The following is an 11,005-nucleotide window of genomic DNA, read 5'->3' on the forward strand; positions in this document are numbered from 1 at the left end:
TGCGCAGCTCGTGCGAGGCGTCCGCGACGAACCGGCGGAGCTGGGCGGCGCTGCGCTCGCGCGTCACATACGCCGACTCGACCTGCTGGAGCATGGAGTTGAGCGCGAGCCGCAGCTGTTCGGTCTCCGCGATGGCGTGGTGACGGCCCGGTGTCCGGCGCGTGAGATCGCCCTCGGCGATCGCGGACGCGGTCTCCACCATGTCCTCCAGCGGACGCAGCGTACGGCCCGCGCTCATCAGCGTCATGACCGCGAGCAGGACCAGCAGCAGGGTGCCGAAGGCCAGATCCAGCTTGAGCGCGCGCCCCAGACTCTGGTGGACGGTCTGGGTGGACTTCGCGAGCAGGACCACCGAACCGTCGGCGAGCCGGGCGGCCGTCGTCCGGTACGGCTCGCCGTCCACGTCCACATCGCGCGCGCCGTCGTGACGGGCCGCCGCTCCCGGGTCCTCGACCGCCGCGGCGAGCGCCCGCTGGCGCTCGCTCAGCCCGATCCCGGCGAAGAAGAGCGGTCTGCCGGAGGCGTCGACGCACACGAAGACGGTGTCCGGTTTCGGCAGCGTGCTCGCGCCCGAGTCGCCGGGCGCGAGGATGTCCCGGACCGCGGCGAGCGCGCTCAGGGACTCGATCTGCTTCATGGTGATCCCGCTGCGCCGGAGTCCCTCGCGCGAGCCGGTCAGCTCGGAGTCGATGGCGCCGAGGAGATAGTGCCGGAGCCCGAAGAGGCTGACGGCGGTCGCCACGGTGATCCCGAGGGCGAGCAGCAGCACATTGACGAGAGCGAGGCTGGTCCGCAGCGAATGCGTGCGGCGGGGACGCCCCGTACGGCGCGTGCGGAGGGGACCGCGCGCACGGCGGGAGGACGCCGTACCGGGAAGGCGCCCGGCGCGGCTCACGCCGGGCTCGCCAGGCCGTATCCCACACCTCGGCGCGTGGTGATCAACGGGGGTCCCAGCGGGTCGAGTTTGCGGCGCAGATAGCTGATGTACGTCTCCACGACCGTGGACTCGGCCGCGTGCTCGTACCGCCAGACATGGCGGAGCAGCTGCTCCTTGGTCACCACGGAACCGGCGTTGCGCACCAGGAAGCGCAGCAGCGCGTACTCGGTGGGCGTGAGGTCCACGGTCGTGCCGGCCCGGCGCACGGTGTACGTCGCCTCGTCCAGCTCCAGATCCGCGTGGCGCAGCGGCGGCCGGGCGGGCAGCCGGTCCGCGGGCCGCGTACGGCGCAGCACCGCCCGGATCCTGGCGATCACCTCGTCCACGTTGAACGGCTTGGTGATGTAGTCGTCGGCGAGTCCGAGTCCGCCGACGATCTCGGCGGGCGCGTCCCGCGCGGTGATGAGGACCACCGCGATCTCCGGGTGGCACGCGCGCAGTTGACGGCCGATCTCACGGCCGTCGCCGTCCGGCAGCATCACGTCGAGCAGCGCCACATCGGGCCGCGTCCGCCGTACCGCGTCCGCGGCCTGCCGCACGCTCCCGGCGGACACCACCTCGAACCGGTGGTAGCGCAGGGCGATGGCGAGGACGTCCGCGATGCTCGGCTCGTCCTCCACGACCAGCACGGTCGCCGTCGCAGCCGCGGCCGGCCCGTCACCAACTGTCATGTCCCCAGTATCCGCACCGCGATCGTCCCGGGCACCGCCGGCCGCTTGGGAGTTCCCTGTGAGTCGGGGCCGCGCCCCGCCGTACGCCCCGCGGCGGCCCGATTCTGGGATCCGGCCGGAGCCCGGGAGGGCCGAGGGTCCCGGGCGGCCGGGAAGCGGCCGGGAAACCACCGAGTGAAGAGGACGGACATCGTGGAGGCATGGGCACGCTGGTGCTACCGGCACAAGGCGGTGGTGCTGGTGCTGTGGGTGGCGGCGCTGCTGGGTCTGGGGGCCGCGAGCACCACCGCGGGCGGCGACTACTCGAATGTGTTCACGCTGCCGGACACGGACTCGGCCGAGGCGTACGAACGGATGGCGCGGGCCTTCCCGGAGCGCTCGGGCGACACGGACACCGTGGTCTGGCGCGTGGACACCGGGTCGGTACGGGACGCGTCCGTACGGGAGCGGATCGAGCCGGTCCTCGGCGCGATCGCCGCGATGCCGGGCGTCGGAGAGGTCCGGAGCCCGTACGGTGCGGACGCGGCGGCCGGTCAGGTCAGCGGGACCGGGCGGATCGCCTACGCGCAGGTCACCTTTGCCGAGCAGGCCGACGCCGTACCGAAGGAACTCGTCCAGGACGTCGTCGACACCGTACGGGACGCCGGGCGCGCCGGGCTCCGGATCGAGGTGGGCGGCCAGGCCGTCACCCGGATCCAGGAGCCGCCGACCGGGATCGCCGAGGGCGTCGGCATCCTGGCCGCGGCGCTCGTGCTCTTCCTCGCCTTCGGCTCGGTGTTCTCCATGCTGCTGCCGATCGTGGTGGCCGTCTTCGGCGTCGGTACGGGCATGCTGTCGACGGGACTGCTCGGCCATGTCACCGACATACCCGAAGTGGCGCCGCTGCTCGGCTCGTTGATCGGTCTGGGCGTCGGTATCGACTACGCGCTCTTCATCGTCACCCGGCACCGCAGGAACATCCTGCGCGGACGGGCACCCGAGGACGCGGCCGTCCTCGCGCTCAACACCTCGGGCCGCGCGGTGCTGTTCGCGGGCGGCACCGTCTGTATCGCCCTCGCCGGGATGCTGGTGATGCGGATGCGCTTCCTGGACGGTGTCGTCGTCGCGACCTCGCTGACGGTCGTGCTGAGCGTGCTGGCCGCCGTGACGCTGCTGCCCGCGCTGCTCGGGCTGCTGGGCGAGCGGGTGCTGAGCAGGCGTCAGCGCGCCCGGCCGGCGGCGAGCGGTCCTGAGCCGGAGGAGTCACGGGGACTGGCGGCCCGCTGGTCGGTCACCGTGCAGAAGCGGCCGAGGGCGGTCGCGGTCGTCGCCCTCGCCGTGATGGCGGCTCTGGCGATTCCGCTGCTGTCGCTGCGGCTCGGCGCGACGGACCAGGGCAACCATCCCGAGGACACCACGACCCGGAAGGCGTACGACCTGCTCGCCGAGGGCTTCGGGCCGGGCTTCAACGGGCCGCTGCAACTGGTCGCCGAGGCCGGCGGGAGGGCGGACAGGGCCGCCGTCGACCGGCTCGTCGAGCGCGTCCGTACGGAACAGGGCGTGGCCATGGCGACGGCGATGCCGACCCCGCCGGAGGCCTCCGTCGCGGTGATCCAGGTGGTACCGACGACCTCGCCGCAGTCGCGGCAGACGGACGAACTGATCGACCGGCTGCGCGACGACGTCCTCCCGCAGTCCGGTCTCGACGTCCATGTCGGCGGTGTCACCGCGACGTTCAAGGACTTCGCGGCGGTCACGGGCGAGCGGCTGCCCGCGTTCGTCGCCGCCATCATCGGGCTCGGCTTCCTGCTGCTGCTCGTCGCGTTCCGCTCGCTGGTCGTACCGCTCACCGCCGCGCTGATGAATCTGATCGCGGCGGCGGCGTCCTTCGGTGTGCTGGTGGCGGTCTTCCAGTGGGGCTGGGGCACGGAGCTGCTCGGTATCGGCAAGGAGGGACCGATCACCGCGTTCCTGCCGGTCATCATGTTGTCGCTGCTGTTCGGCCTGTCCATGGACTACCAGGTCTTCCTGGTCAGCCGGATGCACGAGGAGTGGGTGCACACCCGGGACAACGCGCGGGCGGTCCGGGTCGGACTCGCCGAGACCAGCCGGGTCATCAACTGCGCGGCGCTCATCATGATCTGTGTCTTCGGCGCCTTCGTGCTCAGCGGTGACCTGGAGGCCGCGATGGCGGGCATCGGACTGGCGGCGGCGGTGGCGCTGGACGCGTTCATCCTGCGGACGGCGCTGGTACCGGCGGCGATGCATCTGCTGGGACGGTCCAACTGGTGGCTGCCGCGATGGCTGGACGAGCGGCTGCCGCATCTCGCGGTGGAGCCGGCGGAGGAGGCGCGGGCGGCGCCCGGGACGACGCCCGAGGCGGCCTCCGGCACGGTCTCCGGTCCGGCTCACGCGACGGCGGTGCACGGTTTCGTACGGTCGGCCGAGGGCCGGCCGGTCCGCTCGGCCACGCTCACCCTGCACACCCCGGCCGGCCGGCGGGTCGACCAGGTGCACTCCCTGGCCGACGGCTCCTACATCCTCGCGGCCCCGGCGCCGGGCCCGTACCCGGTGACGGTGACCGCCCCCGGCCACCAGTCGCAGACGCGGCACATCGTGATCGGCGAGGAGCCGACCGTACACGACCCGGTCCTGGAGGAGACGGCCGTGGACGCGGTGAACTGAACGGCGTCAGGTCCGTTCGGGCCGGGGCCTCGCCTTGCGCGAGGCCGCCGCCTCCGCCATGCCCGGGAGGAAGTCCGTGAACAGTTCGTGCACATCGCGGACGAGCGGGCGCAGCACCCGGAAGCGGGAGAGCGCGACACCTCGTGCGGTCAGCAGGGCGCCCCGCTCGGCCAGGCGGCGGCTGCGGGCGCTGTTCTCCGAGCGGTCGAAGACCCAGTACAGAACGAGTCCCATCTGCGAGAGCCACATCAACTCGGGCAGTATGTCGGCCAGTTCGTCCGCGACCTTCGCCTTGGAGCCGGCCAGCGCCTCGCGGTGGACGGCGATGGCCGCGTCGCGGGCGTGTTCCGACTCCGGGGAGAAGGGGCTCAGCGGGCTCTCGGGATCCGCCGCGTTCTTGAAGAACTGCGCGGCGAACTCGTGGTACGGCGAGGCGATGTCGAGCCAGACCTTCAGCACGCCCGCCATCCGCGCCTCGAGATCGGTCTCGCGGTCCAGCACCGGCCGGACCGCCACCCGGTGTTCGGCGGCGATCCGGTCGTAGAAGCCCTGGACCAGGTGTTCCTTGGACGAGAAGTAGTAGTACGCGTTCCCCACGGAGACGCCGGCCTCCTGGGCGATGGCCCGCATGGTCGTCCTGTCGTAACCGCGCTCCTGGAAGAGCCGCAGCGCGGTTTCGAGGATGAGCGTACGGGTCTGCTCGCTCTTGGCCGCCGGGGCCCGGGAGGCGCCGGCGGCCCTGGACGCGCCCGGCACCTTCGCGCCCCTGGCGGCCTTGGCGTCCTGTGCGTCTGTCACGGCGTTCTCGTCCTTCACAGTGCCCGAGCCTAATGCGACGGAGCGGGCACCTCGCACGCCTCGTCGCAGGACGCCGCCGTCAGCTCCCGGTACTTCGCGGCGGCGAGCACCGTCATCCGGGCGAAGGGAGCGCCGGCCGGAGTGGCCAGCCAGTGGGCCTTGGGCCGGTGCTCGGCCAGCGCCCAGAGACAGACGATCCAGGCGGCCGTCCCGCGGTAGATCTGGCCCCGGTCACCGATGACGGTGATCTCCTTGAGCGTGGAGCCGTGATCGAGGTCCGGATACAGCCGCCGCGCCTCCCGCGAGGCGGCGGGCACCAGATCGACCGGTACGAGCTGACGCTGGCGCAGCAGCCAGTGCCGTACATGCACACAGAGCGGGCACCGCGCGTCGTAGAGCACGGTCAACCGGTGCACGGGCGTGCGGACTTCGGTCCCGGTCATGGCTGCTCACGCTCCGCCGGCCGGAGCGGCCGGGGCCCAGGGGCCCTTGTCCGCCGGTCCCGTCCAGCCCTGCGGCGGCACCGGAGGCCGCTGCTCGCGCTCCATGACTCCGCGCCGCCGGATCTTGTTGAGCACATAGACATTGCCGAGGTGCATCACACCGAGCACGAGCAGCACCACACCGATCTTCACCGAGAGCGCCTCGAAGAGCCCGCGGGCGTTCTCGACGGCGTCCGCGTTCTTGAGATAGAGCGCGACGAAGCCGAGGTTGACCAGATAGAAGCCGACCACCAGCAGGTGGTTGACGGCGTCCGCGAGCTTCTCGTCCCCCTGGAGCACATCGGCGAGAAAGATCCGCCCGTTTCTGCTCAGTGTCCGGGCCACCCACACGGTCAGCGCCACGCTGATCAGCAGGTAGACCACATACGCGACAACAGTGAGGTCCATCCCCCACCCTCCCTTTGAACATGTTCAAAAGCTGGTGTCATTGACTGTAGCCCTGTTTTTGAACATGTTCAAGCCGGGCTGGAGGGCGGCTGAGGGCAGCGAAAACGCGTCCGGCGCCGGGGAGTTCCCGGCGCCGGACGCGAAGGTGAAGCGGTGTCAGCCGGTCACATGGCGCTCAGTGAGCGGGCGTAGTTGATCTGGCCCATGACGGCGTGGAAGGCACCCGGGTGGTTGGCGGGGATCATGGTCGAGTGGTGCTTGCCGCCGCTGGTCACGGAGACCTGGATGAAGCCGGTGGTCGTCTTCTCCTTCATCAGCAGGAAGAACAGACCGACCAGGCACAGGAGGAAGAAGACGATCGCCAGGACGATGGCGTACGCGGGGATCTTCTCCTCCGTACGGGACATGTCCGTCGCGTTCCAGACCGCGCCCTTGAGCGGCAGCGTGCCCGACGGTGTCACGATCGAGTCCTGAAGCACGGTGATGTCACCGATCGAGACCAGCGGGGTGCCGCCGCCCATCGGTACGGGATAGGGGGCGCCCGGGTAGCCGTAGCCGGGCATCGAGCCCGATCCGCCGTCGATGAGCGTGGGGTTGGCGAAGTCGTACTCCGGCGTGCCCGGCGCTCCGGTCGGTCCCGGGCCGGGGCCCGGCGACTGCGGCGGCGGCCCCCATGTGTACTCCCCGTCCGCGTACGGATTCGGCTCGGTCATCTCTCCCCGCTTCCCGTGGTCCCGAATGCACCACCGATCCTGGCACAGGAAGGGCCCGCTTCTGTATGGACTTCCCCACAGAAACGGGCCCTTGGAGCGAACGTGCCCGGAGGAGCGGACGCGCTCAGAAGCGGCGCGTGATCAGCGCGCGCTTGACCTCCTGGATCGCCTTGGTGACCTCGATACCGCGCGGGCAGGCGTCCGTGCAGTTGAACGTGGTGCGGCAACGCCACACCCCGTCCTTGTCGTTGAGGATCTCCAGGCGCTGCTCCGCCGCCTCGTCACGCGAGTCGAAGATGAAGCGGTGCGCGTTCACGATCGCGGCGGGACCGAAGTACTGGCCGTCGTTCCAGAACACCGGGCAGGACGAGGTGCACGCGGCGCACAGGATGCACTTGGTGGTGTCGTCGAAGCGCTCGCGGTCCTCGGCGGACTGGAGCCGCTCCCGCGTGGGCTCGTTGCCGGAGGTGACCAGGAACGGCATCACGTCGCGGTACGCCTGGAAGAACGGCTCCATGTCCACGATCAGGTCCTTCTGGACCGTGAGTCCCTTGATGGGCTCGACCGTGATCGGCTTGTCCGGGTTGATGTCCTTGATCAGCGTCTTGCACGCCAGCCGGTTACGGCCGTTGATGCGCATCGCGTCCGAGCCGCAGATGCCGTGCGCGCAGGAGCGCCGGAAGGTGAGCGAGCCGTCCAGTTCCCACTTGATCTTGTGGAGACCGTCGAGCACCCGCTCCTTGGGATCGATGTCGATCTGGAAGTCCTGCCACTGGGCCTCGTCGGAGACCTCGGGGTTGAAGCGGCGGATCCGGAACGTGACCGTGATGTACGGGGAGGCGGCGGACTCCGCCTCGACCTTGTCCAGTACGGGTGTAGCCATCAGTACTTACGCTCCATCGGCTGGTAGCGGGTCTGGACGACCGGCTTGTAGTCGAGACGGATGGACTCGTTGCCGTCGTCGCCGACCTCGCGGTACGCCATGGTGTGGCGCATGAAGTTCACATCGTCACGGTTGGGGTAGTCCTCGCGGTAGTGACCGCCGCGTGACTCCTTGCGGGCGAGCGCCGACACGGCCATCACCTCGGCCAGATCGAGCAGATTGCCCAGCTCGACGGCCTCCAGCAGATCCGTGTTGAAGCGCCGGCCCTTGTCCTGGACGGACACGTTCAGATAGCGCTCACGCAGCTCGCCGATCTTCTCGACGGCGGTCTTGATGGTCTGCTCCGTACGGAACACCATCACATTGGCGTCCATGCACTCCTGGAGCTCAAGGCGCAGCGCGGCGACGCGCTCCTTGCCGGTGGACGCGCGCAGCCGCTCGACCTGTGCCTCGACCTGGGCCGCCGGGTTCTCGGGCAGCTCGACGAAGTCGTTCCTCAGGGCGTACTCGGCGGCGGCGATACCGGACCGGCGGCCGAAGACATTGATGTCCAGCAGCGAGTTGGTGCCCAGGCGGTTGGCGCCGTGCACGGACACACACGCGACCTCGCCGGCCGCGTACAGACCGGGCACGACCGTCGTGTTGTCGGCGAGGACCTCGCCCTGCACATTGGTCGGGATGCCGCCCATGGCGTAGTGCGCGGTCGGCTGGATCGGGATCGGGTCGGTGTACGGCTCGATGCCGAGATAGGTACGCGCGAACTCGGTGATGTCGGGCAGCTTGGCGTCGAGCTGCTCCGGCGGCAGGTGCGTGAGGTCCAGATAGACGTGGTCGCCCTCGGGACCGCAGCCGCGGCCCTCGCGGATCTCCGTGTAGATGGACCGGGACACCACATCGCGGGAGGCCAGGTCCTTCATGACGGGCGCGTACTTCTCCATGAAGCGCTCGCCGTCCTTGTTGCGGAGGATGCCGCCCTCACCGCGGGCGCCCTCCGTCAGCAGGATGCCCATGCGCCAGATGCCCGTCGGATGGAACTGGAAGAACTCCATGTCCTCCAGCGGCAGTCCGCGCCGGTAGCAGGCGGCCTGGCCGTCACCGGTGAGCGTGTGCGCGTTGGAGGTCACCTTGAAGAACTTGCCGGTGCCGCCGGACGCGTAGATCACCGACTTCGCCCGGAAGACATGGATCTCGCCGGTGGCCAGCTCGTAGGCGACCACACCGGCGGACGTCTTGACGCCGTCGACCTCGGTGATCAGCTGGTCCAGGACGTAGAACTCGTTGAAGAACTCCACACCCTCCTTGACGCAGTTCTGGTACAGCGTCTGGAGGATCATGTGGCCCGTACGGTCCGCGGCGTAGCAGGACCGGCGGACCGGGGCCTCGCCGTGGTTGCGGGAGTGGCCGCCGAAGCGGCGCTGGTCGATGGTGCCGTCCGGCGTCCGGTTGAACGGCAGGCCCATCTTCTCCAGGTCGAGGACCGCGTCGATGGCCTCCTTCGCCAGGATCTCGGCGGCGTCCTGGTCGACCAGGTAGTCACCGCCCTTGACCGTGTCGAAGGTGTGCCACTCCCAGTTGTCCTCCTCCACATTGGCGAGCGCGGCGGCCATACCGCCCTGCGCGGCGCCCGTGTGGGACCGGGTCGGGTAGAGCTTGGTCAGCACCGCGGTACGGCTGCGCTTGGTCGACTCGATGGCCGCGCGCATACCGGCGCCGCCGGCGCCGACGATGACGGTGTCGTACTTATGGATCTTCATAGTGAGTCTCGTCAGCCCCGGCTCTAGCGGATGTTCGGGTCGAAGGTGAAGATCACCAGCGAGCCGAGAAGGATGGTGAACACCGTGGCGGTGTACAGCAGGCCCTTGAGCCACAGGCGCGTCGTGGCGCGCTCCGCGTAGTCGTTGATGACCGTGCGGAGGCCGTTGCCGCCGTGCAGCATCGCCAGCCACAGCATCAGCAGATCCCAGACCTGCCAGAACGGAGAGGCCCAGCGGCCCGCCACGAAGGCGAATCCGATCTTGGACACTCCGCCGTCCAGTACGAGCTGGATGATCAGATGGCCGATGACCAGGACGACCAGCACGACACCGGACAGGCGCATGAAGAGCCACGCGGCCATCTCGAAGTTGCCGCGGGTCGACTTCGGGGTCTTGCCGGTCCGCTTGCGCGGCGCCTCGATGAGAGGGGCCGGGAAATCGGCGTCGTACAGGCTCTCGCCCTCGACGTCACTGATCGCGGAGCTGTCGGTGACTGTGTTGTTGGTAGACATGGGCGGACTCTCAGCTCCCGAAGACTTGGCGCGCGGCGTGGCCGAGCACGGGGTAGAGGGCGCCCACCATCAGGACGAGCCAGATGCCCACGGCGGTCCAGAGCATCTGCTTCTGGTAGCGCGGGCCCTTGGACCAGAAGTCCACGGCGATGACGCGCAGGCCGTTGAGCGCGTGGAAGAGGATGGCGGCCACAAGGCCGTACTCGAGCAGCGCGACGACCGGGTTCTTGTAGGTCGCTACGACGTCGTCGTAGGCCTCGGGAGAGACACGGACGAGAGCGGTGTCCAGCACGTGTACGAACAGGAAGAAGAAGATGAGGACGCCGGTGACTCGATGAGCCACCCAGGACCACATTCCTTCCCGGCCGCGGTACAGCGTTCCAGCCGGCACGGAAAAACCCTCCGGGAGCGGTGATCGAAGAGCCGGCCGCCATCTTCTACTCAATAAGCACAGTGGTGTCGGTCGCGCCCGGCCGGGTACGGTCCACCGGCCCTGGCCATGGTAGCGACGTGTTGTCGGTTCCTCCGCCCGGGGGCCCGTAGGTGTGATCAAACAGGCAATCAAAGAGCCACGGACGGGCTATCGGGACGGCCCGGTGTGCCCGGCTGCGGAGGGTCCGCATCCCGAATGGCTCGTTTGGCTTGCATGGCTCGTATGAGGCGTGTGGGGCGTATGGGTCATGTGGCCGGTTTGCGGGAGGTGGGACGTGTGGCCCGGTGCGCGGCCGGGTGTGTGGCCGGCGGCGCCCGGCAGGGGGTTGTCCGGACCGGTGCGGTCCGGCCCGGTGTCACCCGGCTCCCGGGGCGTGGCGAACAGCTGGGCGATCCGGCTCCGGGCGAGCCGGCGCAGCTCGTCCGCGGCGACGGCCCGCTCGTGGTCGGGCTCGTGGGAGAGCCGGGTGCGGATGCCCGCGAGCACCTCGTCGAGATACTCCTCGGGCCGGTGGCCGTCGAGGCTGATCACGAAGGCGTGGCCGAAGCTGCTCTCGTACGCGGCGTGTGCGGCGCGCAGGGCGGTACGGGCGGCGGGCGGCGCGCTGTGCGGCGGCCCCGAGGACGACTCGTCGGCGAGGGCCTCGGTCAGATCGGCCTGCGAGAGGTCGTAGCTGGCCTCGTCGGCCGCGGCGAGCAGGGTGTCGAGATCCGGGTACGGGCGGTGCGCGGCGAGCCGCTGGGCCCAGCG

General features: G+C 69.8%; 11 protein-coding genes and 1 pseudogene. 1 reads left to right on the forward strand and 11 read right to left on the reverse strand.

The features are described 5' to 3' along the window. The coding region (locus BFF77_RS05340) for a HAMP domain-containing protein (protein WP_141698365.1) at positions 1-895 on the reverse strand (895 nt) is incomplete at its 3' end. Then, complete coding sequence (locus BFF77_RS05345; protein WP_066944317.1) at positions 892-1,608, reverse strand: response regulator transcription factor; 717 nt, start codon at positions 1,606-1,608, stop codon at positions 892-894. The genes BFF77_RS05340 and BFF77_RS05345, both read right to left, overlap by 4 nt. A gap of 192 nt (positions 1,609-1,800) precedes the next feature. Between BFF77_RS05345 and BFF77_RS05350 the strand changes: the two genes are divergently transcribed. After that, the gene (locus BFF77_RS05350) at positions 1,801-4,272 is read left to right on the forward strand and encodes an MMPL family transporter (protein ID WP_066944325.1); all 2,472 of its coding nucleotides are present in this window, start codon (positions 1,801-1,803) and stop codon (positions 4,270-4,272) included. A gap of 6 nt (positions 4,273-4,278) precedes the next feature. Here BFF77_RS05350 and BFF77_RS05355 read toward each other — a convergent pair whose 3' ends face one another. From BFF77_RS05355 to BFF77_RS36590, 9 genes and pseudogenes are all read right to left on the reverse strand, one after another. After that, on the reverse strand, positions 4,279-5,028 hold the full coding sequence (locus BFF77_RS05355; RefSeq protein ID WP_066944326.1) for a TetR/AcrR family transcriptional regulator: 750 nt from the start codon (positions 5,026-5,028) through the stop codon (positions 4,279-4,281). A 71-nt stretch (positions 5,029-5,099) separates the two neighbouring features. Continuing rightward, on the reverse strand, positions 5,100-5,513 hold the full coding sequence (locus BFF77_RS05360; protein WP_211280160.1) for a thiol-disulfide oxidoreductase DCC family protein: 414 nt from the start codon (positions 5,511-5,513) through the stop codon (positions 5,100-5,102). A 6-nt stretch (positions 5,514-5,519) separates the two neighbouring features. Next, positions 5,520-5,960 carry a hypothetical protein gene (locus BFF77_RS05365; protein ID WP_066944318.1) on the reverse strand — a complete coding sequence of 147 codons (441 nt, stop codon included), beginning with the start codon at positions 5,958-5,960 and terminating at the stop codon, positions 5,520-5,522. Between the two features lie 164 nt (positions 5,961-6,124). Further along, entirely contained in the window at positions 6,125-6,673 is a 549-nt protein-coding gene (locus tag BFF77_RS05370; protein ID WP_066944319.1) for an Asp23/Gls24 family envelope stress response protein, read from the reverse strand. A 124-nt stretch (positions 6,674-6,797) separates the two neighbouring features. Continuing rightward, entirely contained in the window at positions 6,798-7,556 is a 759-nt protein-coding gene (locus BFF77_RS05375) for a succinate dehydrogenase iron-sulfur subunit (RefSeq protein ID WP_066944320.1), read from the reverse strand. Further along, the gene (gene sdhA / locus BFF77_RS05380) at positions 7,556-9,310 is read right to left on the reverse strand and encodes a succinate dehydrogenase flavoprotein subunit (protein WP_066944321.1); all 1,755 of its coding nucleotides are present in this window, start codon (positions 9,308-9,310) and stop codon (positions 7,556-7,558) included. Before sdhA ends, BFF77_RS05375 begins: the two co-directional genes overlap by 1 nt. Positions 9,311-9,333: 23 nt before the next feature. Then, positions 9,334-9,822 (reverse strand): succinate dehydrogenase hydrophobic membrane anchor subunit, encoded by a 489-nt coding sequence (locus BFF77_RS05385; protein WP_066944323.1) that lies wholly within the window; start codon positions 9,820-9,822, stop codon positions 9,334-9,336. Positions 9,823-9,832: 10 nt separating this feature from the next. Then, positions 9,833-10,213 carry a succinate dehydrogenase, cytochrome b556 subunit gene (gene sdhC / locus BFF77_RS05390; RefSeq protein WP_079124857.1) on the reverse strand — a complete coding sequence of 127 codons (381 nt, stop codon included), beginning with the start codon at positions 10,211-10,213 and terminating at the stop codon, positions 9,833-9,835. A gap of 393 nt (positions 10,214-10,606) precedes the next feature. Continuing rightward, positions 10,607-11,005 (reverse strand): annotated as a pseudogene (locus tag BFF77_RS36590) (2-oxo-4-hydroxy-4-carboxy-5-ureidoimidazoline decarboxylase); the annotation flags it as partial.

It is taken from the genome of Streptomyces lushanensis (genome assembly GCF_001700515.1).
Classification (GTDB): Bacteria; Actinomycetota; Actinomycetes; order Streptomycetales; family Streptomycetaceae; genus Streptomyces; species Streptomyces lushanensis.

Coding starts and splice junctions, on each gene's coding strand:
- BFF77_RS05345 (WP_066944317.1), bottom strand. CDS start 1,608: ATGACAGTTGGTGACGGGCCGGCCGCGGCTGCGACGGCGACCGTGCTG.
- BFF77_RS05360 (WP_211280160.1), bottom strand. CDS start 5,513: ATGACCGGGACCGAAGTCCGCACGCCCGTGCACCGGTTGACCGTGCTC.
- BFF77_RS05365 (WP_066944318.1), bottom strand. CDS start 5,960: ATGGACCTCACTGTTGTCGCGTATGTGGTCTACCTGCTGATCAGCGTG.
- BFF77_RS05370 (WP_066944319.1), bottom strand. CDS start 6,673: ATGACCGAGCCGAATCCGTACGCGGACGGGGAGTACACATGGGGGCCG.
- BFF77_RS05375 (WP_066944320.1), bottom strand. CDS start 7,556: ATGGCTACACCCGTACTGGACAAGGTCGAGGCGGAGTCCGCCGCCTCC.
- sdhA (WP_066944321.1), bottom strand. CDS start 9,310: ATGAAGATCCATAAGTACGACACCGTCATCGTCGGCGCCGGCGGCGCC.
- BFF77_RS05385 (WP_066944323.1), bottom strand. CDS start 9,822: ATGTCTACCAACAACACAGTCACCGACAGCTCCGCGATCAGTGACGTC.